Source organism: Pseudomonas sp. CGJS7 (genome assembly GCF_036961695.1).
The window spans coordinates 1-21,166 of sequence record NZ_JBAMDI010000137.1 but is presented as its reverse complement, the minus strand read 5'-3'; the positions used below and the strand labels follow the sequence as shown (position 1 = coordinate 21,166).

The window sequence follows — 21,166 nt, the reverse complement described above, 5'->3', positions numbered from 1 at the left end:
TAGGCACGGGATTGGGGATATGCATTACTGACGGATCGCCGTCGCTGTCAATCAAAGTGTAATAGTCGTCGCCATCTTCAGGCAGCTCCACAATCACACCATACCTACGAAGCACGCTCAAAACGTGCGTTCGTGGCTGGGCGCCATCCCATGCGCCTTTTTTCAACCTCATGCAGCAGCGGTCTGCTCGCGTTGCTTCAAGAAAGCGATGACGTGCGGAACTGGTACATGCGCAGGCACCTCTACGCGGCGGTGTGTGACCACACAGCACAACTCGGGGCGAACAGTGCCTTCATAGTATGCGGCTATGTATTCTGCAGGCGTGCGTGACTTGAACAGCCCCTCTAGAGCACGGTTCCGCTCAAGATAGGCCTTCACTGTACGAGTGAAACCTTTCGCGAAGTGGTCTTTTGCCTCTTCTTCAGTTGCGCCCGTCGCGGTGTAATCGATCTCTATGCCCTGCGCCAAATAGCCGCCATCAGCAGCCTCGCACAGCAATACGTGCAGCTCGGCGGCCACAGCTTCACGATCACCGACTTGTACGTGCGCCATCACTGGCTTGTTCATAAATGACCTCCCCCCGGAGGTTTTGCTTCGGCGCGAACACTAGCAAAGCTATTGACACTTTTCAGTGAACACGAACAAAGCTCAAAAATAGGGTTTTGTTGCTTCCTTAGACCAAGTTGACGTCATTTCGTTCACCTTTCGGCCAATCCGAAAAAGTGTCAACTGGATCAATGACTTGGCTTTCGACGCGGTCGAAAGAAACCGTCGCCCAACCTCGTCACTCACCCTAAGATCGCCCGACGGGCCAAGCCGTGAACTGTCATGGTGTCTGACCGAACGGCGCCCCGCCCCCCCTTACTGCGCGAGCCGCCCCGCCCCACCGGGGTTTTTCTGCGGGCGCTACTCCCCCGCTCCGCCAGCCTCCCTAGCCCGCTCCGCCACCGCGGCGGCGTGCGCTTCCTTCTCAGCTTCCATCCGCGCCCTGGCCCTTATCACCGCGGCCATAGCGGGGCAGACGTAGACCCCGTCGATGAAGTTTGCCGGGTTGTCCCAGGGGCGATCCTCTAAGAGAGCTAGCCAGTCAGTCATGCTCTGCTCCAGGGCCTTGACCCGGCCAAGTCAGCACCTAATCGCAGTGGACGGCGCGGGTACCGGTCAGCCTCATACTTTTGGGCCACGAACTGCGCCTGAGGACTCCACGAGTCAAGTGTCGCTTTTGAACCCTCGGCGCACCCATGCGACACCGAGACCGAGCAAGCCTAGAGCAACGCATGGACCTAGCCCTATCAGAATGAACAGCTTCAGATGTGCCTTGCGTAGATCCTTCTGGGCATCGACCGCTATACGATGATATTCACGCGCAACTCGTTCCCGATCGATCAATAGACTTCGCGGATCAAAGCGTAAAACCTCACCATTAGGCATGTCGACCTCTACCCCCTCACCTGATCCCGCATCTTGAACCAACAGCGTACGTGACTCCGGTTCGAGTCTGTATAGGTAGGCCGGATGAGGACTGGCGACTTCTCCTGTTGGCATAGACATCACGCCAACACCCCCAGACACAAACACCCAAACCAACGACCCTAGTATCCAGAGCCTCTGCCATCCATTGAGGCGCATCAAATCTCTCCAGAAGAACCTTCTTTACGAGTAGTCATATCTCGAAAACACCCACCTCCGGATGGCGTCTTGCCTAGCTAGGCAGGCTTATTGGGGCGAAAGCCTCTCCATATCCAGCTCACAAGAGCGCCAAACACCAAGAAAATTAGAGGCGGCAAAAACCCTCCCAGAACCGATGAACGAATCCACTCTTTCGTTCGACTACGAAGGAGCTCACCATTCGCGTGTATCCGTAGTTCCTCAATGCAATAGCGTGAGAAGCTGGCCCAGTTGTTGGCATCGCGCTTGTCGACGTCTATTTGCGCCATAACTTCAGCATTTGTGGCGGGAAGTGGCGCTATAGCTGAGTGCTCACCACCGCCTGGATCAATAACCTTAAAACGTGAGTACTTGATCCGCACTCCGGTGTTCTCCGCCCAGAGCTCACGCAGACTCGCAATTTCTGCCGCCAGTCTTCTCGCGCTGACTTCGTTCTTCGCTGCGTCAGCGATCACCAACTGATCTAAAAGCATACGCATCCGAAGTGCATCGCGCGCGTACTGCTCCGTCATCGGCGTTTCGATCCCACAACTCAGGCCAACTTCACGGTTTACACGCTCGGATGAGGGGCGATTGACATACGCAACTACTGTAATAAAGGCACCCCATAGAGCCGAGAGAGTAATCCAAAGTCGCCACCATCCACCGAGCCGCATAGCCCTCGCCCCCCATTACGAATCGATGCCAAGTCTAGCCACACCCCACCCTTCGCGGACAACACTTGCGACAAATGGTTGATTGGCCGGTTACTGCTGCGAAATACGTACCAACTCCAACACCTTCTGAAGTTGCTGCCAATGGCCATCCCATTATCTGCGTTCAGATGGGTCGAGTATGGCCTCATCCCGGCCGGCCGACTCTATTAGAGACCGTCGACGAAAACCAAGCCGAGGAGCACACGTGATGACTGGCACGATATTTCAACAGGCAATCAATTTTCTCCACAGCAGTGAAGATCAACACCAAGACCACGCATCCAACGACGACACCGTTGAATGGAACATCAAAAATCCGATCTATTTGAACGGACGGATTGAGCTGGACTTTGTGCTTACTGCAAGGGCACCAGCCAAGAAGCTACTTGGCTTCCAATCTCGGATCGCAGTGAGGACCCATCAGAATGCGTTCTTAGCGGCGGACTCTTTTGCGCATCATGACGCGCAAAAGATCCGAGGTGGCGGCTATCTAAATGTAAAGCTTCCGCCGGGCAGGTATCGCGGCACGTACTTAGTCGTGGCATTTGTTGAACTCAGCCCCACTCATCAGGTTTGGCCGATGAAGAAAGGCTCTTTTGACTTCGAGGTTTAGGCGATGATGAAGAGCGAAGACGTCGTCATAGAGCATCACATTCGTGAAGACACCTGGAGTCCTGATGAACAGTTTCCAAGAACTTATCTTTCGACATGGACTACGACCGGCCCCCAACGATTCCCAGGGCCTTTCGAGACTGTTTGTCGAACAGCACTTCCGGTGACCGAGGCCACGTTCAAACTCCAAGCCTTAAACGCGAACTTTGGACGGCTATTCGTTACGCTCGACACGTTCGACCGCATTGGGAACTATCCGGGGCACAATGTGGCGCATCTGGAAAGCGAAATTCCGATCGCCTGGGGCGTCCGCATACGTATTCAAGAAGCTGGCAGTCAAGTATCGGTTGACTACTACGGCTCTAGCCTAAGCGGCACCCCAATGCTAGAAATTGGATTTAGCGCACCATGGAAGGCTCGCCGTGGTGATCGTGTTTGCTTCCAGGGAGTCAACACCTTCAAGCGGATCGTAAACTTGACACGCATCGCTGTTAGTGGCGACGACAAGGAGTTTTCAATGTTTTCGGCACAAGACAGCTGAAGCCAAGCCGTGTGCCTAATTAGTAACGCCGACCTCCCCACAGGGAGGATCGGCTGATCGTCCGCGCCCTCGCCCCATCTTAAAACTCATTTTGTTTTCGCAGAATGGTCATGCCTCTTCTAAGTAGCTTGACTCGCCGAAGAAGCCGCGCTTGGTGCAACCTGGAACATGGAAGATTTGCCTGAAGGCACGCCATTTAGCCTAGTTGTTATTACGGATTCTGGAACCAATTCCCATCCAAGTAGTACTTCAACGCGGCCGCGGACTCAAACACCAGGCAATTTTTCACTGACTCGCCCCTATTTTCCGAGATGGCAAAGCCACCGTTCGGAGTCTTCGTCAACACAACCTCTTTGTTCTGCAACCAAGTCGGAATACCCAACATATCTCTCCCTTAGAAAGCCATTGATTGGAGGCGCTCGATTAATCGGTTGCTGCTGCCGTCACCACCACCACCGTTACTGCCCCCAAAGATTCCGCCATAGCCGCCTATGCTGCCGTAGCCGCCACTCAAGCCGCCGCCAGTGAAGCCGCCGCCTGAGCCGTACCCACCGCCGCCGCCGAAGCCGCCACCGCTGCTGAATCCGCCAAAGCCACCGCCGCCACCACCAAACCCACCCAGTCCACCCGCGTTGGGCATCGGGGTGTAGGTGGCCGCTGGGGCCTGTTGCTGCTGCTGTTGCGGTGCCTGAGGCTGGCTCTGTGCGAACCAGTTCTGCATTGGGACGTTCTGGGCCTGAACCTGGCTCCGCGGGTCAAAGTAGAGGCGCTGGATCTGCTGCGCCTACTGGTTCGCCAAGTGGTTTTCGTACTTATTGCCGGCGAAGCGCAACGCCGCGCCAACGCCGGGGCCACCGAAGAACCCACCAAGCGTCGCGAGCGTACCGAGAGCGAACTACCGCCCCGAGATGTTGTATTGCCCGTTTGAGTAGTTCTCGCCAGGGAACAAGCTATCAATCCGGTTCCCCACGAAGTTTGCGAATCTTCCTGCCATTTTTCAGACCTCTGTGATGTGTGAACGTTGGAAAGCCATATTCATCAGTGGAGCCTAGCGAGAGGGGGCGCCAGCCCCTCCCCGCCCTCTAGCGCGCCCACCCTTTGCTCCAAGAAGGCGACCCTCTACTCCGCGGCAGCAAGAAACGAGGCCGTATCCGCAACGTCGGCTTCCCGAACCTTTCGCTGCTCTATCAGCTGGTCTGAGAGCGTAACGGCCAGATGCATGACTCGATCGTGCGACTCGACCAGTTCTCGATGCCGAACGGCAAGCTGTTCAAAGTTTCGCGCCAAGTCATTGTGTGCGAGCGCAAAGGCGTTGTGCGCCTCGACGATCCCTGCATAGTCCTGCACAAACCATGGCGGCGACGTATCTCTCCATAGCTCAAATACCGCCTAGGCAGCGGGGCACAGACCTACTAGGTCATCCGCTCGACCATGCTCGTGGCCCTTAGCCTTACAACGAAGGGCCCGATCGTCATATGCCCATTTCAGCGCACGCACGATGCTGCTACGAACCAACTTACGAATCATGCGACGCTCCCGGAAACATGCTCTGCTGGAGTGATTTGGGCATCTCACTTCCCTCCCATCAGCCACATGGCTGCAAGAGACTGAGCCATCGATGCAGCGTTCTAACCTGCGCTCCGATAGTTCGGATTGGCGCCAGTCGAGCTCTTGGACTCACCGCCACCGCTCAGTGACCTCAATGCATCCGTCAGCAGGCCTTGCCGGTTCGCGTCCCAATCGCGGGCGTCCAGGTAGTCGCCATAGCCTGTATCCAGCGCGTTCTGTAGTAGGCCCTGCTACATGGCGCCGATGTTTCCTAGCGCACGACCGGCGTCATAGCGCGAGTCATTGAGGCCGGGAATCATGCCGGCGGCAACCTGGCGATTGGCCTGTCCCTGAGCCCACGCCGCCTGTTGTCGATCGAGGTACGAATCAGCAAGCTGCGAATTGCGGTTCAAGCCGGACTCGGCGAGCTGGGACTGGCGATCGTAGTCGGCGTTGCGCAGGTTGCTGGAGACGCGGCCCAGCTGCCCGGCTAGGTCTTGGTTGGACTGGGACATGGCTTGTTGCATCGCCGTTCCGCCGAAAGCGCCATTTGCGTTGAACTGGCTCAGCATGTTCGGCACGACGCTCTGTTGATACTGTCGAGTCACGTCGCCCTACGCGTCCGCCACCATCTGACCAAGATAGGGATTCTAACCACCGTATTGGTTCTGAGCACCCTGATACTGGTTCTGTTGCGGCGTGAAGTCGTTGTAGCCGCCCAGCGTGCCACGCGCGTACCAGTCACCCGCATTGGTGAGTTGATTGCTTTGACTGGCCTGACCGCGGATCTGGTCGAAGCCTGCGAGTTGGTCCTGGCTGAAGTCGGCAATCCGAGGGCCGCCATATTGGGTGTAGGGCTACTGGGAAAGCTGATTCGCCCGGTCAAACGTGTTCCTAAAGTAATCCACAGCCCAGGGCGGAGGACCGCTGCTCTAGACCGTCGTCGTGTTTTTTCCGCCGCCGCTGCTCATTCGTGTTTGCCTCGCAATGCAATGATTGAAATCCGGGCGGCCATCGCCACCCAGTCTTGTTTACGTTGTCCCTGGCTCAATGGCCTAGCTCCTGCGTTGCAAGCTGATCGGCAAGGCCCACCATATCGTCATCCCGCTCCTTCTCACCGATCTAGCGAAGCGTCGCCAACTGCGCTGGCACACTTCCCCTTGGAGCAGCCGTGGACTTGGCTAGCCATCGGACAAAGGTCGGACTAGCCATAAGTCGAGCAGCGCCATTGAAGCCGACCATGGATGCTATAACCGTACCGAGAAGGCCAACGTTGCCGGTGAACAACGAGTGCGTCGCGGTGACAGCCGAAGCGCCCCATCCTCCCACCTAGGCAATAGCTCGCGCCGTACCCGGTCCGTTCGCATAGATCGCAGAGCCAGATCTCAGGTTGGCCGCTACGCGTGCAATCCGATCCATATCCATACGGAACGAGCCACCGAAGCGATTGAACAACTGAGCCTTCGCCGCTGGAGATTGCTTGCTCCAGTTCGTCAGGAACGTCTACACACTGAAGGCGTCGCCGACGTCGTTCTGTTGGCTATTGACCGCCCGCCCCATCTTGCGCAGCACCGCCGAGGCGAGAACCTTTCGACCATCCTCAGGAAGAGACTGCATGACAGCCCTAAGGGTCGTTCCTCCATCTTCGGTGCCCGATACCGCGGCTCGGTAAACCTTCTCTGGCCCACCGGCTTTCTCAATTACGTGCTCGATCGCTTCAATGCGGTCGACCCGCGCGCGGTAGTACGCATTGGCCCGACTAAACGCCTGCTTGGCCGCTGGTCCCGCCGCGTCAGCTGCAGCCCGCACATCCTCACTAAGGGCGCCATACAGTGCCTTCCATTGACTCCGCGGAACGTCTTGCATCAGCAAGCCTGACTCGATCTCGCGGCCAACCTTAGATCGGAGCTTGGTCACCGCCTCGAAAGGCAGCTTTCCATCGACCTTCGATTGCAGGAACCTTCCAATCTCGGCCTCGATTTCTGGAGCTGCCGGCAGCTCTTTGGTCTACTGACCTAACGCTGATCGCAGGGTGTTCTGCTTTGCAGCGCTGGCAGTGGCCTCTCGCCCCTGGCTTATCAACGAGTCCTTGAATCTTTCCACCTCTTCAACCATTCCCGGGCGAGTCGCTACCGCATCGGCTCCCCACGCGTCCTGCCTCAACCCGTCCTCGATAGACATCACTCGTTTGTTTTGGAACCCTCGCGAGGTCTGTGGCGCACCAGGAATCGGCTCATTCATCGACGCAAGCACTCTTTCGGCATTGCTCACCGGTACACGAGCATCCGGCGCAATCACCTTGTCGAGCTAATCGTAGAGCCGGTCTGAAGTGGCTTTTGTCTTCTCCATAAAGCCGCCCGATCCGCGCACACCCCGGGTGATCGCACGGCCAGCCAGCACAGGGTCACTCTTGGGGCCCAGCCTATCCGCAAGTTTCGAAACCCCTGCGGCAATATCATCGTTTTGCGCAGCTGCCTTTCGGGAAAGCACGCTAGCACCACCAGGGAGACGTGAAAGCGCGGTCTCTGCGAGGCGAATATCCGGGCGTCCTGTCGCCTACCCGAGCGTCGGAGTCGTGCCAGCAGCCTCAAACGCGTTGATGTTCTTGAGAACGTTCTGCCTACCCTTTTCGCCACCTCGAAACAGTGCTCTCGTAAGCCAGGGAGCACCACTGGTCAGCAAGGCTGGGGACATACCTGCCCCCAGGCCAGCAGCCAACTGCCAGGCAGGGCCAAGCCCAGATTCGCGCACGGCACCAGCCGCGCCAGAGCCCGCGGTAGCACTCACTGTCTGGAGCACAGGATTCGCGGCGAAGAATTGACCGACCTCCTGGGTAAGTGTTGGCGACTGCGCCGCCCCTACCGCACCACGGCCGCCCTGGGCTAAGGCGCCGGCTCCCATGGTGAGAGCCGTCTAAGTGAGCGATCGTCCGATATCACCATAGACTCGCTCGCTGGCCGTTTCCGGCTTCGGTACGCCCAGGGCATCAAGGGCCATACCGGAGATTTCGCGCGCTCGATACTGACGCGGAAACCAACGATCAGGCTGCCCGGTAGCGGCTTCCCTCTCGCCGAGCCAGTTCACTCCGTCGGTGATCGGGTCATAGAGGACGCCCGCCAGATCGGCGGCGCCCTCAACAACATTGCGAAGGCCAAGCCCGCCGACTTCGCGCGCGATCCGTTGCCCCACAGTACGCGGCGGTGCGGACATGCGGCCCAGTGGTGCAGTAGAGGACGCTTTGACTTGAACATCACCAAAGGGTGCGCCCTCAGTCATTAGCTCGAAGCCTGGAGGCAGCGGCGGAACAACCGCGGCAGCAGGACCGGAGTCTCCATCAAGTTCGAAGCCCGGAGGGGGCGGCGGAATCCTACTCATTCTTTCACCCACATGCCGTTACGGAGCACTCGGACCTCTCCCGTTTGAGGATTGCGAGCCCGGGGAAGGCTCTCCGTACCAGCAGGGGCAGACGCCTTGCGTGCTCCGCCACCCCCTCCTTGCGCCTTTTGGACCGCCCTACGGTCCGAATCGTCAACGATCTTCCGAAGATCCATCAGTGCTTGGCGGAATCCTTCGTCGCTCTGATTCGTCTGCAAACGAGCGATCGCCTGCGTAGCCTTCTGCCCTTCCGTCTCAGTGATCTGACCACCACCCTTGAGCGATTCGAACGCCTGAAGGAAAGCACCGCCTTGCAGTTGCTGAATTAGTGCGCGCGCATCAGCCGCATCTGTACCTGGCAGGCTATTGCGAGGATCGAGTCGACCAGACAGGCCCGTAACCGTGGCCAGCCCGGGATGATTCAGCGCTTTGTCGATCGTGCCGCGAATACGTGCCGTCGCCGCCTAAGTTTGGCCAAGCGAGCCCTAAGCCTCCGCCTGAGTCCTGGCCTGAGCTTCCGCCAACGTGGTCGCAGTGGTGCGATTGGCGACCTTCTACGTCATATCGTCATAGGCGGCCAAGCGCGCCCGCTCCTCAGCCATCGTCTTCCCGTATGCCTCTTGGGCAGCAGTCGGCCCCGCGAGTGCCGAGGGTGGCGCCGCCACAGGCATAACGGATGGGGCAGCTTGGGCAACTGCATCGCCAAGCAGACCGCCCATATCGCCTACAGCGCCACTACCTCCCTGCACAGTGCCGGTTGCGCCGGTTTGCCATTGCCACGGTGTCACCGTCCCGCGCGCCTGGAGCTGACCACTGATCCACTGTTCGATCTGATCGGGGGCGACGCCGCTACGCGACATATCGTTAGCTTTGGCAAGAATCTCCTGGACAAGCGGATCCTCTACCTGCCCAGACTGCATACCCTGAGCGCTGCCCAAAGCACCCTGCATGCCATCCGCGGGCATCCATTGGTTGTTGTACAGCACCTCAAGCACGCCGGTTCGAGGGTTCTCGCGAGTCGGACGCTTGATACCGTCTCCGCCGACGAATTCGCCAAATCCGATACCAGCACCAGAAGCCCGCCCCTCCAAGCCGAGACGAATACGGTTCGCCCTAGCCTTATCGCTGCTAGACAAGCCGTCCGTCATGGTCGCCCAGTTACGCATTTCAGCCGTCGGCCCTATCGACTGGGCGTAGCGCACCTTTGCGAGTTGGTCACCCTGCCGCTGGCGTGCCTAATCGTTGAGGCTGTCCAGACCTGCATTGATGCTCGCGGAGATCTACCGAGGAAAACTACCCGGCCCGCTCGGCTCCCATGAAGCCGCCGCGGCACGCGCCATGGCCTGACCCAAGGCCTGGCGCTTTTGCTTAGGTGTCGGCTCGACCGCAGGTGACAAAAGGCCGATCTGCGCGCCACCTTGCCCCAAGCTCGATACATCGCCCAGCAGGCCGTACTAAGGCGCAATGCTGTCGTACAGGCGCGAAACCCAGTCGGCCTAACTCTGGTCCTATGGCAACTGCAGAAGGCCAGGAGCGCTCGCAGCTCCAAGCGTGTAAGGAGAGAACATAACTTATTCCTATGAAAGCCGCCGAGTGTGAGCGGCATGGATTTGATACCCCTCTTTGCCCGGAGGGGTAACGGGAGGCTAGATGGCTGGGGAGCGAGTCTCGCCTAATCTCTAAGGGAACCTCCGGGTGTAAATCCGTCCCGGAAGTTCGACCGATTGTGTAAGTACCAAGCAGTACCCATGCCGATGACCACTACAAAGGCCATCGCATCTCATTGATCCAATGCCATCTTGCTATGCCGGCGGCATTGCCACGGCATGTGGGCAGCAATCGAGGCTCGCGGCACAAGTGCGGGCACGCGTCACGGCTAACCCTTTCGAAACGGTTTCAGAACCCTCGCGCGCGCGATGCGGGCGGCTAAATTTCCAAACCCATCTACTGTAGAACCAGCTCTTGCAGCTGCCGGCCGCCAATCTTTTGCTACTTATTGCTACTTTTGCAGCCTCGATGCGGGCGCGTTGTTAACCGCTGTTAGCAGTGACGTTACTGGTAACGTTATGGGGCGACCAAGCACCCAGGTAACTATCGAAGCGTCAGCTCCGTGGCATCCGCATCCTGTCCGCATCTGCACCGGACATCGCGAATTCGCTAAGCGTTCGCATGCCGAAGGGGCTTCGAAGGGGCTTGTCGAGCGAGCGGCTTAAGGTCGTCCGTCCACCGGGCAGACCCACGGCCAAAACAAGCCCAGTCGTTCGGAACAAGCCCTCGATAGCTAGCGGGTGGCGGCACATCGGCGAACCGATGGCAGGGCGTAGTCGGCCAGCCAAGCGCACGCGCATGATGCTTGTTCCACCAACGTGACACCGTAAAGCTACTCGGATCACCACCGTAGCTATGTAGCCCGGCCACGTCACACGCGCTCAGGAACGCTGCACATGCGGTCAAAAGCCAATCGCGCAGAATAACCTCGTAAGCGCGCGTCTCTTGCCGATAGTCAGCAGTTCGCACCCCCAACTCCCGGGACCGCTGCTCTATGCTGGTCGCTGCCTTGCGATACATGATCCGGGCCATAGCATCCCGACCCGCGATGACGCCGAACTGCCACGGTCTCTCGCGGGCAAGAAAGGGCTCGACACGAAGCCAGTCCTCCCAGGACTCCAGTGCAAAGGCATGAAGCAATGGGCCTAACGGCCCCACTAAATCGGGCGCCCAAGTTCGGCCGGTAGCTGAGAACACGTCCATATCTGGCATGTAGTACGGTTCAGCGGCCAATGCTCCAATGGTCTGATGGACTCGCAGGCTCTTAACGCCGTCCACTTTGCCCCCCTCTGTGATGTATCGCTTTGTCCGGTCGGCCACCGCCAACGACGTTCGGACGCCTGACTTGTCGACATCCACACCCCGCAGTCCAGCCGTCGCTTTCGAATGCCAACTGGATCCATAACCGGCGGAGCCAGCGAGACGTAGCGTTGCCCGATCGACCAATGCCTGCTGCTCTGCCGAAAAGCCAGGCGCGGGGACAAGCACCTCAGCACCCATGCCAACCACCCGACTGAGGCTTTTGATGGAGCTTTTCTCTACGCTCTTTGACGACCCTACATACACACCCCCTTGGTAAATCTAAGAAGGTGTTCGAATAGCGAGTACAGACAGGCCCAAAAATGAGCTGACTGCATCGCATAGCGAGCAATTGGGGGCTCAAGCGGCCTCCTTTCCCGGCTCATTGCATCGCATAGCGAGCACATTGCATCGCATAGCGAGCACCGATTCTGTTTTTCTCCAGCTGTTGCGCGGAGCGGTCTCAGGACCAACCTCAAGCCCTTTGCCTGGGCACTCGGCGATAGCCCACCAGGTGATCGCGTACAGGGCGCATTTGTGCCTGCCGCCGTGGCGTGTAACGACCAGCCACCCACGATCAACCAGATCGCGCAACGACTGCGCGAGCGTACCGCTGCTGTTCCAACCGCGGCCCTTGAGTACGGAGTAAGCGGCAGACAAGTCGCCGTTGTTGTTTCCCCTGTGAGCGCTTGCCATCTCGACCAACAGCTTCACGCACCAGCCGTTTAGCCGACCAAACTCAGCCGACCTCAGAACCACATGCGGAATCGCTAGAAAGCTGCCCTCAGATTTGCGGCCCTTCTGGCGACCACGCCTCCGTTCAATCTTTGACATCTGCTCGCTCCCCAGCGAATTAGCTCACGACGGATGGACCGGCACACACCGCCGAGCCCACCCGTCCGAGAAACCGCTTTCTTTGCGTGCTCATCGCTAAGTCGCCCCCTGGGCAGCCACTGCTCCCATGCGCTCTGTTTCGGGCTGTACAGCCCCATCTACGGCGTCAGCGTCGATGGCCCTAAGGCCTCTAATGGCGTCTTCATGCCTAAGGCGCCGAAATCCGTTTGGAAACTCGGAGGGCACCCTGCCCTTGATCCAAGCCGGTGCCGAACTAGTGATCGGTCGGTAAGGCCACAGCGGGCAACCCACACAGCCGCAGATCGAGACTTGCTCGCGCCAAGTGCCGTCCGCAGCAGGGTCATAGGTGCAATCGCGACACTCGGCCGCGATTGCTTCATTGTCAGTAAGGCGGTCGGGACTCATCAGCCCGTCCTCCCCGGCTTGGACTTCCTTCGCCGCGGCCGGCGATTTACCGCCACTCGCCCAGTGTGCCGAACAGACGCCGTACCGTCGCGGTGGCATACGATGTGGCGCCATGTCTGACGCCGACGGGCCGAATTAACGGTTGTGCGATCTAAGCCGAGCTCGCGAGCCCATTCGGCCCCACTGATCGTCGATTCGGTACGACGAATCTCGCAAACTTGCACAGCAGTTAGCTTCGCCCCAACTTGCTGCTCGCCAGTTCGGACTAATCCTTTCCGAATCGCTCGGCGGCTGTTCTCAGTGGGGACAACTGGCTCAAGATTTCGAATGCGGTTGTCGCCCTTCCGGCCATTTTTGTGATCGATGTAGTGGCCAGCGGGGATTGGACCGTAAACGGTCTCCCAGATGATTCGATGAGCATACAAGCAACCATTCCTGTCTTTACGACGCTTGACGCGAACGTAGCCATCGGCGCTTGCTTTGAAGGGCTCGCCCAAGGCTCCATAGACAACTCCCAAGACGGGATCCACCAGCCGGCCAAGCTGAACATTGAAGACAAGGCCGTGGATAGACACAGCACCTAAACCACCGATCATTCCGCACCGCCTTTGCCGTCGTTCGTGGCCAGACGACGCGGGAGGCTTTCAAGGCTCGCGAGGTACACCATTCGCTTGCCATGCAACAGGAACGTATCTAGAGCACCCTCGCTGGCAAGCTGATAGGCCAGCGTCTTTCCGATGCCATGCGCCTTGCAGGTAGGCACCAGGGCACTGAAGGTGGGCTTGTAGTTGAAGGTCTCGGCGGCACTCATTTAGAAGCCTCCTGAGCGCTGATACGCTGAGGCAATGAGTCCAAGCTCTCCAACATCACGTACCGGGAACGCCCAATCACGAACGTTTCCAGCAAACCTGCGTTGCGAAGCTCATAGGCGACGGATTTTGATATCCCGCGCCGCGCACATTCCGGGATGAAGGGCCGGAAGTCCCCTGTTCCGCACTGGTGTTCCAAAGTACTGGCTCCTCCCCAGGGAATCTGGGGCAAAGCCATTTCATACAAATCTTCTCACCACAATTCACTCTGCTGTGCAGAATTACATCCAGCTCTGCACAGTGACATTGTGCAGAGCATAATGCTTCTAGATGCCGTCACTTTTTCTCTTTCTGGGCATTACGCGCAGCGAACTGGCGCCGCCACTCACCCCTCTTGTTCCTGATGGATCCACCACTTTTCACATCAGAGAATCGAGTTAACATTTCCACGATGAAGCGCTCCGAGGACATCCCTCTGTACTCGGCATCGCCCGCTTCCCACCTAAAGAACTCCTCTCGAATTTTAAGCATCGCTTGCGATGACTTCTTTGACTTAGCAGCTCTCGCCTTTTGCTCAGAGCTCTCCATCCTCCGCATGGTGGTAGCCTCTTCCAATTGATACATCGCAATTGAACTAGCCATAAGCATTCGTAGCGAACCTATGAAGCCATTACGAAGATGATCCACGAAATCAAGTAAGTTCAGATAATCTGTGACGATATCGCCCGCGCCAGCTCGCGCGGCAATCTCTAGGAGCTCGCTCCACCTTCCATTGTCGGCCAATATGCTCTCTCGCACCATTTCAGCATGCTGGTGGAGGGCCGCATTTGCGGCACTTATTGCATCCATGATCCTACGCTCATCCTCTTCTGTTTTTCCTGAGAGAGTACTCGGATCAAACGAAAGAATTTCCGCGACAGACTGCGGAAACTCACTCTCCGCTGGGTACGGAATTTCGATGTGTTTCATGTGTCTATTTTTAGCCATATGCATCCTCCAGTCGCTTGCCACCCACAGCATCCCCACACGCCTCTACAATGCCCTCTAGCAGGCTTGTATGCAGCATCACAGCGTCGATGATGCCGTCTGTGAGTTGAACGCCCCAATCTTCTACTTCGTTCTTATCCAGGAGCGAATAGGCTTGGAGAATCGAAGTGCTGGCCCTCGCAAGATCAGAGGCAAAGTAGAGCAAGTCTCCCGCAGTGGTGTCTGGCGCGATCAGTATCTGGGCGCATCGCTCCCTCGTGCTGAGACTCACAACAAGACTCTTGGGGATGCTGACGGTTCCAGTTTTCTCCTTAATCATGGCGGCGGCCCTCCCCACTACCCGCACAGTCCAACGTGCGGCATAAGCCAGCGAGCACTGAAAGCTGCAAGTCCAGGCCAGTGAACATGGCATCGTAGAAATCCGATCCATTGGGGCCAAGTGCTGCATGCGCCATCGCATTGCACGATGCCAGAGCACTTTGGGCAAGCTGGCTAGCGATACTCGCGACGTCGGCGGGCTCGATATCGAGCACTGCGGATGCGCACGTGTCGCCTAGAACGAGCGTTAGTTTGATCCGTCTATCTGCGGCTTGCTCGCGTAACGAAGCATTAACGCGTTGATCGGGTGCGCCCAAAACACCAGAGCTGCCGCTGTTAGCATTGGCAGTTGCCATGATCGTTCCTCCTAAGAACGGTTGTGGAAGGCGGGGTTGGGGGCTGCAACCCCCGCCCCGCCGCTTCTGTGGGCATCCGTTCCCTACTGCGTTAAATCTCCTTCGCAAACTTGTCGTGAAGCGCTGAACGCCAGCGGTTTGCAATTCCTCTTGCAAACGCTATCGGCGATACCGGATAACTTAGTTGCTTGAATGGCGCGCTCGTTTGCCGCTGCACATTCGGATTCATTTTCGTACTCGCCCACCGTGAAGCTAATCATGGGATCTTTTGCATCGGGCCAGACGAACCCTCGCCATTTTTCTTTCCCCCAGTGAGGGGCAAGCAGAATTCCCACGATGCCAACCAACAGCCCGGCACACAGCCCTATGCCGCCAGCAATAGCCCGCTCAGACTCGGTGGCCACAACTACCCCCTTTTGCGTCCCTTGAACGCCACGACCTTCCCAGAGCTATTACGAAGTTCGTCCAGATAGTCGGCCCACGCAGCCATCATCTTCTTCCGCTCGGCCATGTACTGGGCCCGGTTGTAGACGGCCCGGACCTTGTTGCGTTCGGCGTGCGCCAGTTGGCGCTCTATCACGTCCGGTGCCCAGCCCATCTCGTTGAGCCGGGTGCTGGCCATCGCCCGGAAGCCGTGTCCGGTCATCGTCTCTTTGTCGTAACCCAGGCGCCGCAGAGCTGCGTTGATGGTGTTCTCGCTCATCGGCCGCGTAGCGCTTCGAACGCTAGGGAACACGTAGCGGTGCCGACTGGTCAACGCGTGCATCTCCCGGAGGATATCTACAGCCTGGGGAGCCAAAGGAACCACGTGCTCCTCCCGCATCTTCATCTTGCCCGCGGGGATTCGCCACTCAGCCTGATCCAGATCCAATTCCGCCCACTCCATAGCCCGTAGATTGCCCGGCCGAGCGAACAGCAGAGGACTCAGCTTAAGGGCGGCCACCGTAGTCAATTGGCCCTCATAGCCGTAAATCGACCTGAGCAGCCCCGCCACGTCCTTAGGGTTGGTTAGTGCCGCTCGCGGCTTCGGCTTCGGAGGAGTCAGCGCCCCACGAAGGTCTACGGTCGGATCTCTTTCGGCGCGGCCGGTAGCGATCGCATACCGGAAGACCTGGCTGATCTTCTGGTTGACCCGGCGAGTCGTCTCTTTGCGCCCCCTAGTCTCGATTCCCCGGAGAAGCATCAGAACCTCCGGCGGGCTGATCTCTGCAATCGGTCTTTCCCCCAACTCCGCGGTCGCCTGAGCGAGTAGCCATGAGGCGGTTCGGTGGGTGACTGGCGCAAGAACGGCGGTCTGCCTGGACAGCCATTCGTCCGCGATAGCGCCAAAGCTGGAAGCACTTGCCAGCCGCGCTTGGCGGCGGTCGACTTTGCGCTGCGCTGAAGGATCGATGCCATTACGGATCGCGGTCCGCGCCGCGTCGCGCTTCTCTCGTGCGACAGCGAGTGATACCTCTGGGAAGACTCCCAAAGCCAACCGCTTCTCTTTGCCCCCGAAGCGGTACTTCAATCGCCAGTAACGCGAACCATTGGGCATCAGCTCTAGGTAGAGGCCAGCACCATCGAATAGACGCACCGGCTTGTTCGCTGGCTTTGCGTTTCTGATAGTTAGAGCAGTGAGTTTTCCGGTGTTTGCCGCCATGGGGGCACCGACTTGGGGAGGGGCTCAAATGCCCCTGTATGCCCCCAATCCTGCCCCCAGGTGCCCCCGGTCGCAAGCGGTCGTTGATGAACTCTGGCGAACCCCAGACAACAAAAAAGCCCCCGGAATGGAGGCTTTTTGCTTACTCCACGATGTTTAACGAACCATCATGGACTGTGTTGTGGTGGCCGGGGAGGGAATCGAACCCCCGACACGGGGATTTTCAATCCCCTGCTCTACCAACTGAGCTACCCGGCCATTTCACGGGCAACCCGTGAGAGAGGCGGCATGATACGGAGGCGCGGCGGGGATGGCAAGCCTCCCGAGCGCTGAACGACGCGCACGCCCGCCGCGGCGGGCTCGCCGGCGGCGCGCATCATGCTCGACAACACCCATCGCGGCGGCTCCCGACCGCCGAAGGACACCGAGATGAAACGCTATTGTCTGGCGATTCCCGCGTTGCTCGCGGCCACGCTCGCGTTGAGCGCTTGCGCTACCGGCGGGGCGAAGATGGACGACGCGCAGCGCTTGGCGCTGTACCGACAACACGCCGGTGCGCCGGTCGACAGTTTCCAGTACTTCGGCCGCATCGACGGTTGGACGCCGCTCGGCGACAGCGCGCTGGCGCTGTGGACCAAACCCAATCAGGCCTATCTGCTCGAACTGCAGGGGCGCTGCCCGGACCTGGACTTCGCTCAGGCGATTTCGGTGAGCAATCAGATGGGACGCGTGCATCAGCGCTTCGACAAAGTCACCGTGCTCGGCCAGCAGACGATTCAGATCCCTTGCTTCATCGGCCGGATCCTGCCGCTGGACGTCAAGGCGATCAAACAGGCGCAGAAGGACATGCGCTCGGCCGGGACCATGCCGGAGCCGGCGAAGCCCTGACCACCGGCAGGCCGGGGCGCGACCGGAACCTCCGGTCTCGCCCCGATGCTCGGCCGCGACCGTTGCCGGACCCAGCCCAGGCGCTCGCACCGCCCAACGACCGGGCCACGGCCAGAGCCACGCCCTACAACCTCTGCCCCGCCCCGTCACCCCGTCCGCGTGACAGGGGTCAGAAAATTCCTACACGCGGTCGCGCCTTCGGCCTACTGCTTTGATCCCGGCCTGACGCCAATCTGTGCAGGCCCCGGCAGCACGGTCTGCGAATGACACGGACGCCGCTCAGCAAAGGAAAAAGACCGTCGCCTTGAGCAAGCGAACCAGCGGAGCCGGGGCTACCGATTACAGAGGTTGGGGAAGTGGATGCACGGCAAAACGGATTTTGCGCCGACGGCCCGGATGGCCGCTCGGTCTGCCCTGCGTGGATTGCGCGGGGTGCGTGCGTGAAGGCCGCGACTTGGGTTCAGGACTCGTTCCGCGCGCTGTCCCGCTATCTCCTCGTACTGACCGCCGTCTCGGCGCTGGCGCTGTTGGCCCGAGCGGCGGTTCCTTCTTTTCCCCAGATGCCTGCGACCGCGCGCACCGTAGCCGTGGCGCACGATGCCGTCCTGGGCGATGCCGCCACGACGGAAGCCACGTCGGCACAAGCCGCTCCGATTCTTTTGCCTGTTCCGGTCGCCGCGCCGTTCCGCGTCGCCGAGGACCGCCGGCTGCCGCCGGCACTCGCGGGTGCCAACGGATCGGCACCGGCCCGCGAACCCGGCAGCTGAACTTCGGCCGCCCGAACCTACTCGGCGGCGCTCGGCCCCCATCCCATAGCGTCGTAATCGCCGCAGCGCTCGCCCAGGCCGCGCGAGCCGGGCAGCCGCGCCCGATCGCACCGCAGTTCCCCCCGACCCGAAAAAAAACGGATACCCGCACTTAACCGGGTATCCGTCATGACAATCGATGCATCCACTACGGAGAGAAACCGTCCGCGGCGTCGGGGACGCGACGCCGCGGACGTGGTGCGGGCGGAAGGGTTCGCGTTTCCGCCCGGAACTTGCTCAGTACGCGTTGGCCACGCCCACCGCCTCGTAGGCGTCGACATGGCCGCTGCCGACTTCGAAACGCTGCCGGCCCGCCATCGGGTTGGCGGTCTGGATGAGGATCTGCTTGACCTCCAGCGGCTTGAGCGAAGGCTTGGCCTCGAACAACAGCGCGACGATGCCGGCCACGTGCGGGGTCGCCATCGAGGTGCCGCTCATGTGGGTGTAGTACGGCAGCCGCGCGCCCAGGGATGCATCCTTCTGCGCGGCCAGCAGCGGCAGCGCGCCGGTCAGGGCGCGGGTGGAAACGATGTCCACGCCAGTCGCGACCAGGGTCGGCTCGTTGACGTAGGTCCAGCTCTGCCCGTCGGGCATGGTGAACTGACCGGTTTCGCCCGGATTGCCGCGCGAGGAGAAGTCGGCCAGGGTGCCGTCCTTGTTGCCGGCGCCGACCGAAATCACCCACGGCGCCTGCGCATAGGGGTTGTGGGTATTCGCGCCCGGGCCGTCGTTGCCGGCGGCGAACACGCTGACGATGCCGTTCTTGTAGGCCTCGTAGCTGGCCAGGCTGACCGGGTCGGTCGGGTCGAACGCGCCCGAGCTGCCCCAGGAATTGGAGATCACCTTGATCGGCGCGGCGAAGCTGTTCTTGTGCGAGATCGCGTAGTCGTAACCGCCGACCGCGTCGAGGATCGAAATCACCGCGCCGGAGCCGTAGCCGATCAGGTCCGCGCCGGTCGCCACGCCGCGGTAGAGGCCGCCGGACTGGGCGCCGCTGCCGCCGACGGTGCCGGCGCAGTGGGTGCCGTGGCCGGAGCTGATGTCGGTGTTGAGCTGGTTTTCCAGCACCGTGACCGGCAGGAAATCGAGCAATGAATGCAGGTTGGTCAGCGCCTGCACGTTCTGCACCACCCGCTGGCCGTACTTGAGATCGGCGTGAGTGGCGTCGATGCCCGAGTCGTTGATCATCACCGACACGCCCTTGCCGGTGAACGGCACGGTGCGACCGAAGTCGCCGGGATTGGCCTGGACCCGGTTCACGCCCGACAACTCGCGCGCTTCCTGGTTGTAATAAGTCAGCGGCCGGTTGAGATGGATCGACAACACCTCGCCGCGCTGGGCCAGCGCGCGGATCTGCGCCGGCGTGGCCAGCGCGCCGGCGATCGGCAACGCGCGCATGCTCACGCCGCGATCGATGCCGAGCAGCTTCAGCGCCTGCAACTGGGTCGCGCGCAGCGGGCCGGGCTGGTTGTAGGAGACGATCACTTCCAGCGGCCTGGCGGCGTCGGCGGTGCTCAGCGCCTGCTCCAGCGCGGCGCCCAGACGGGCCTCGGCGAAGCTCATGCCGCTGGCGATCATGCCGACGGCGAGCGCGGAGAGTTTGAGAAGGTTGCGGCGGCTGGGTTGCATGTCGGACCGGACTCCCTGGATTGGCCATGACGGCTGGGTGAGCCACCTTGGCGTGCGCGGGGCGCGCGGAAACATCCGGGAGATCGCCCAGCCGGGATAGGGAAAAACCCCTACAGACCGGCCGCCCCAGGCGCAGTAGGCTGGTCAAATCCAGACCGGCGCCGCAAGATCGTTGCGACGCGGTACCGCATTCGGCAGGGGCGCGAGCGCCAGGGCAGTCCACCGGATCCGGGTTCAGATTCAGCCGTGACGCCTCGGCGTCGCGGCCCCAGCCACACCGCGGCAGCGACACCGCACAGGGGGAAGCACATGCGCCACACCAACACGCCGCGGACCGCGGGTCGGATCGCCGCCTGGCTGAGCGGCTGCGGCCTGGCCCTGTGCCTGCTCGCAGCCGGCGCCGCCCAGGCGCAGAGCCTGCCGGTCAGCGTCAGCGCATCGGGCAACCACGCCGAAGCCGCGATCTCCCTGCCCGGCCTGCCGGGAACGCCGCTGGCCGAAGTGCTGCTGGATTTCCAGGACGCCTCCGGGCTCAGCCCGTCCAGCCTCGGCGTCAGCGCGCAACTGGTCAGCCTGAGCGATACCGCCCTGCTCGCGCGCCTGCCGGACTTGAGCCTGACCCAACTGCAATCGGCGCTGCCGCTGCTGATCACCATCCAGCCGCCGCGCTACGGCGGGCTGAGTTTCCAAGGCACCGGCCGGGCCGAGATCCACACCCACGCATTGCCCTACGCCGCCGGCAGCCGGCTGCGCTTGTTCAAAGCTCCGCTGGGCGGCGCGTTCTACGACATCACCGACGAAATCGCCCCGGGCAGCGTGCGTGCGCGCGGCACTTACGGCGGTTTCTCGCAGTTCCTGATCCTGCTCGACCTGCGCCCGACCGGGGTGGCGATCGCCGCCAAAGTGCAGCGGCTGCGCGACCGGGTCGATCTGTTGCCGTGGAGCGAGCGCGCCGCGTTCGACGCCTTGCTCGACGATGCCGAAAACGCGTTGGCGATCGCCGACTACGCCGCGGCCTTGGCCGCCGCCGATGCGTTGCGCGACCGCGCCCAGGCCCGCGCCGGCGTGTACCTCGCCGATGAGTGGCGGGCCACCCGCACCCATCGCAACCACGCCGGCGAATTGATCGCCGGCGCGGCGACGCTGCGCTTCAGCATCGCGTTCCTGCGCGATTACGGCCCCTGA

General features: G+C 60.5%; 23 protein-coding genes and 1 tRNA gene. 6 read left to right on the top strand and 18 right to left on the bottom strand.

What is annotated here, in order from left to right; all coding sequences use genetic code 11:
• Window positions 1–168: 168 nt before the first annotated feature.
• From V7787_RS44495 to V7787_RS44485, 3 genes are all read right to left on the bottom strand, one after another.
• On the bottom strand, window positions 169–567 hold the full coding sequence (locus V7787_RS44495) for a hypothetical protein (protein ID WP_336094125.1): 399 nt from the start codon (window positions 565–567) through the stop codon (window positions 169–171).
• 339 nt (window positions 568–906) lie between these two features.
• Window positions 907–1,095: a hypothetical protein gene (locus V7787_RS44490; protein ID WP_336094124.1), complete on the bottom strand. Its 189-nt coding sequence runs from the start codon at window positions 1,093–1,095 to the stop codon at window positions 907–909.
• 611 nt (window positions 1,096–1,706) lie between these two features.
• Window positions 1,707–2,180 carry a hypothetical protein gene (locus tag V7787_RS44485; RefSeq protein ID WP_336094123.1) on the bottom strand — a complete coding sequence of 158 codons (474 nt, stop codon included), beginning with the start codon at window positions 2,178–2,180 and terminating at the stop codon, window positions 1,707–1,709.
• Window positions 2,181–2,571: 391 nt separating this feature from the next.
• Here V7787_RS44485 and V7787_RS44480 point away from each other — a divergent pair, with 391 nt between their 5' ends.
• Together V7787_RS44480 and V7787_RS44475 are read left to right on the top strand one after the other, a co-directional pair.
• A complete protein-coding gene (locus V7787_RS44480) occupies window positions 2,572–2,976 on the top strand; it encodes a hypothetical protein (RefSeq protein WP_336094122.1) in 405 nt (134 codons plus the stop codon).
• A gap of 6 nt (window positions 2,977–2,982) precedes the next feature.
• Entirely contained in the window at window positions 2,983–3,516 is a 534-nt protein-coding gene (locus V7787_RS44475; protein WP_336094121.1) for a hypothetical protein, read from the top strand.
• A 394-nt stretch (window positions 3,517–3,910) separates the two neighbouring features.
• Here the strand turns inward: V7787_RS44475 and V7787_RS44470 are convergent, their stop codons facing one another.
• The 7 genes from V7787_RS44470 to V7787_RS53230 form a co-directional block, all read right to left on the bottom strand.
• Complete coding sequence (locus tag V7787_RS44470; protein ID WP_336094120.1) at window positions 3,911–4,237, bottom strand: hypothetical protein; 327 nt, start codon at window positions 4,235–4,237, stop codon at window positions 3,911–3,913.
• A gap of 1,078 nt (window positions 4,238–5,315) precedes the next feature.
• Window positions 5,316–5,636 (bottom strand): hypothetical protein, encoded by a 321-nt coding sequence (locus V7787_RS44465; RefSeq protein ID WP_336094118.1) that lies wholly within the window; start codon window positions 5,634–5,636, stop codon window positions 5,316–5,318.
• A 931-nt stretch (window positions 5,637–6,567) separates the two neighbouring features.
• Entirely contained in the window at window positions 6,568–6,936 is a 369-nt protein-coding gene (locus V7787_RS44460) for a hypothetical protein (RefSeq protein ID WP_336094116.1), read from the bottom strand.
• 1,041 nt (window positions 6,937–7,977) lie between these two features.
• The gene (locus V7787_RS44455) at window positions 7,978–8,340 is read right to left on the bottom strand and encodes a hypothetical protein (RefSeq protein WP_336094115.1); all 363 of its coding nucleotides are present in this window, start codon (window positions 8,338–8,340) and stop codon (window positions 7,978–7,980) included.
• A 653-nt stretch (window positions 8,341–8,993) separates the two neighbouring features.
• Window positions 8,994–9,605, bottom strand: a complete 612-nt coding sequence (locus V7787_RS44450; protein WP_336094113.1) for a hypothetical protein — start codon at window positions 9,603–9,605, stop codon at window positions 8,994–8,996.
• A gap of 2,041 nt (window positions 9,606–11,646) precedes the next feature.
• Window positions 11,647–12,120: a hypothetical protein gene (locus V7787_RS44445; RefSeq protein ID WP_336094111.1), complete on the bottom strand. Its 474-nt coding sequence runs from the start codon at window positions 12,118–12,120 to the stop codon at window positions 11,647–11,649.
• Between the two features lie 425 nt (window positions 12,121–12,545).
• Window positions 12,546–12,971, bottom strand: a complete 426-nt coding sequence (locus V7787_RS53230) for an HNH endonuclease signature motif containing protein (protein ID WP_442965363.1) — start codon at window positions 12,969–12,971, stop codon at window positions 12,546–12,548.
• On the opposite strand from V7787_RS53230, the gene V7787_RS44440 reads away from it, so the two are divergent.
• Window positions 12,960–13,130, top strand: a complete 171-nt coding sequence (locus tag V7787_RS44440) for a hypothetical protein (RefSeq protein WP_336094110.1) — start codon at window positions 12,960–12,962, stop codon at window positions 13,128–13,130. The two genes, V7787_RS53230 and V7787_RS44440, sit on opposite strands and share 12 nt — an antisense overlap.
• Window positions 13,131–13,138: 8 nt before the next feature.
• Here the strand turns inward: V7787_RS44440 and V7787_RS44435 are convergent, their stop codons facing one another.
• The 7 genes from V7787_RS44435 to V7787_RS44405 all read right to left on the bottom strand — a co-directional run bounded on the left by V7787_RS44435 (window position 13,139) and on the right by V7787_RS44405 (window position 16,916).
• Complete coding sequence (locus V7787_RS44435; protein ID WP_336094109.1) at window positions 13,139–13,357, bottom strand: hypothetical protein; 219 nt, start codon at window positions 13,355–13,357, stop codon at window positions 13,139–13,141.
• Between the two features lie 334 nt (window positions 13,358–13,691).
• Complete coding sequence (locus V7787_RS44430; protein WP_336094107.1) at window positions 13,692–14,324, bottom strand: hypothetical protein; 633 nt, start codon at window positions 14,322–14,324, stop codon at window positions 13,692–13,694.
• 10 nt (window positions 14,325–14,334) lie between these two features.
• A complete protein-coding gene (locus V7787_RS44425; RefSeq protein ID WP_336094106.1) occupies window positions 14,335–14,661 on the bottom strand; it encodes a hypothetical protein in 327 nt (108 codons plus the stop codon).
• Window positions 14,654–15,016, bottom strand: a complete 363-nt coding sequence (locus tag V7787_RS44420; protein WP_336094105.1) for a hypothetical protein — start codon at window positions 15,014–15,016, stop codon at window positions 14,654–14,656. Before V7787_RS44420 ends, V7787_RS44425 begins: the two co-directional genes overlap by 8 nt.
• Window positions 15,017–15,099: 83 nt before the next feature.
• Window positions 15,100–15,420: a hypothetical protein gene (locus V7787_RS44415; protein ID WP_336094103.1), complete on the bottom strand. Its 321-nt coding sequence runs from the start codon at window positions 15,418–15,420 to the stop codon at window positions 15,100–15,102.
• Between the two features lie 2 nt (window positions 15,421–15,422).
• Window positions 15,423–16,658: a tyrosine-type recombinase/integrase gene (locus V7787_RS44410; RefSeq protein WP_336094102.1), complete on the bottom strand. Its 1,236-nt coding sequence runs from the start codon at window positions 16,656–16,658 to the stop codon at window positions 15,423–15,425.
• A gap of 182 nt (window positions 16,659–16,840) precedes the next feature.
• Window positions 16,841–16,916 (bottom strand) — tRNA-Phe (locus V7787_RS44405).
• A 171-nt stretch (window positions 16,917–17,087) separates the two neighbouring features.
• Between V7787_RS44405 and V7787_RS44400 the strand changes: the two genes are divergently transcribed.
• Together V7787_RS44400 and V7787_RS44395 are read left to right on the top strand one after the other, a co-directional pair.
• A complete protein-coding gene (locus V7787_RS44400; RefSeq protein ID WP_336094101.1) occupies window positions 17,088–17,546 on the top strand; it encodes a DUF6491 family protein in 459 nt (152 codons plus the stop codon).
• A 440-nt stretch (window positions 17,547–17,986) separates the two neighbouring features.
• On the top strand, window positions 17,987–18,313 hold the full coding sequence (locus V7787_RS44395; protein WP_336094100.1) for a hypothetical protein: 327 nt from the start codon (window positions 17,987–17,989) through the stop codon (window positions 18,311–18,313).
• Between the two features lie 276 nt (window positions 18,314–18,589).
• On the opposite strand, the gene V7787_RS44390 is transcribed toward V7787_RS44395, so the two are convergent.
• Window positions 18,590–19,981 (bottom strand): S8 family peptidase, encoded by a 1,392-nt coding sequence (locus tag V7787_RS44390; RefSeq protein ID WP_336094099.1) that lies wholly within the window; start codon window positions 19,979–19,981, stop codon window positions 18,590–18,592.
• A 309-nt stretch (window positions 19,982–20,290) separates the two neighbouring features.
• Between V7787_RS44390 and V7787_RS44385 the strand changes: the two genes are divergently transcribed.
• A complete protein-coding gene (locus tag V7787_RS44385) occupies window positions 20,291–21,166 on the top strand; it encodes a DUF6689 family protein (protein WP_336094097.1) in 876 nt (291 codons plus the stop codon).

Bases quoted from the DNA above. Each gene is read 5' to 3' on its own strand.
- V7787_RS44495 (WP_336094125.1), bottom strand. From the start codon at position 567: ATGAACAAGCCAGTGATGGCGCACGTACAAGTCGGTGATCGTGAAGCT.
- V7787_RS44490 (WP_336094124.1), bottom strand. From the start codon at position 1,095: ATGACTGACTGGCTAGCTCTCTTAGAGGATCGCCCCTGGGACAACCCG.
- V7787_RS44485 (WP_336094123.1), bottom strand. From the start codon at position 2,180: ATGACGGAGCAGTACGCGCGCGATGCACTTCGGATGCGTATGCTTTTA.
- V7787_RS44480 (WP_336094122.1), top strand. From the start codon at position 2,572: ATGACTGGCACGATATTTCAACAGGCAATCAATTTTCTCCACAGCAGT.
- V7787_RS44475 (WP_336094121.1), top strand. From the start codon at position 2,983: ATGAAGAGCGAAGACGTCGTCATAGAGCATCACATTCGTGAAGACACC.
- V7787_RS44470 (WP_336094120.1), bottom strand. From the start codon at position 4,237: ATGCAGAACTGGTTCGCACAGAGCCAGCCTCAGGCACCGCAACAGCAG.
- V7787_RS44465 (WP_336094118.1), bottom strand. From the start codon at position 5,636: ATGCTGAGCCAGTTCAACGCAAATGGCGCTTTCGGCGGAACGGCGATG.
- V7787_RS44455 (WP_336094115.1), bottom strand. From the start codon at position 8,340: ATGACTGAGGGCGCACCCTTTGGTGATGTTCAAGTCAAAGCGTCCTCT.
- V7787_RS44450 (WP_336094113.1), bottom strand. From the start codon at position 9,605: ATGCGTAACTGGGCGACCATGACGGACGGCTTGTCTAGCAGCGATAAG.
- V7787_RS44445 (WP_336094111.1), bottom strand. From the start codon at position 12,120: ATGTCAAAGATTGAACGGAGGCGTGGTCGCCAGAAGGGCCGCAAATCT.
- V7787_RS44440 (WP_336094110.1), top strand. From the start codon at position 12,960: ATGAGCATACAAGCAACCATTCCTGTCTTTACGACGCTTGACGCGAAC.
- V7787_RS44435 (WP_336094109.1), bottom strand. From the start codon at position 13,357: ATGAGTGCCGCCGAGACCTTCAACTACAAGCCCACCTTCAGTGCCCTG.
- V7787_RS44430 (WP_336094107.1), bottom strand. From the start codon at position 14,324: ATGAAACACATCGAAATTCCGTACCCAGCGGAGAGTGAGTTTCCGCAG.
- V7787_RS44425 (WP_336094106.1), bottom strand. From the start codon at position 14,661: ATGATTAAGGAGAAAACTGGAACCGTCAGCATCCCCAAGAGTCTTGTT.
- V7787_RS44420 (WP_336094105.1), bottom strand. From the start codon at position 15,016: ATGGCAACTGCCAATGCTAACAGCGGCAGCTCTGGTGTTTTGGGCGCA.
- V7787_RS44410 (WP_336094102.1), bottom strand. From the start codon at position 16,658: ATGGCGGCAAACACCGGAAAACTCACTGCTCTAACTATCAGAAACGCA.
- V7787_RS44400 (WP_336094101.1), top strand. From the start codon at position 17,088: ATGAAACGCTATTGTCTGGCGATTCCCGCGTTGCTCGCGGCCACGCTC.
- V7787_RS44390 (WP_336094099.1), bottom strand. From the start codon at position 19,981: ATGCAACCCAGCCGCCGCAACCTTCTCAAACTCTCCGCGCTCGCCGTC.
- V7787_RS44385 (WP_336094097.1), top strand. From the start codon at position 20,291: ATGCGCCACACCAACACGCCGCGGACCGCGGGTCGGATCGCCGCCTGG.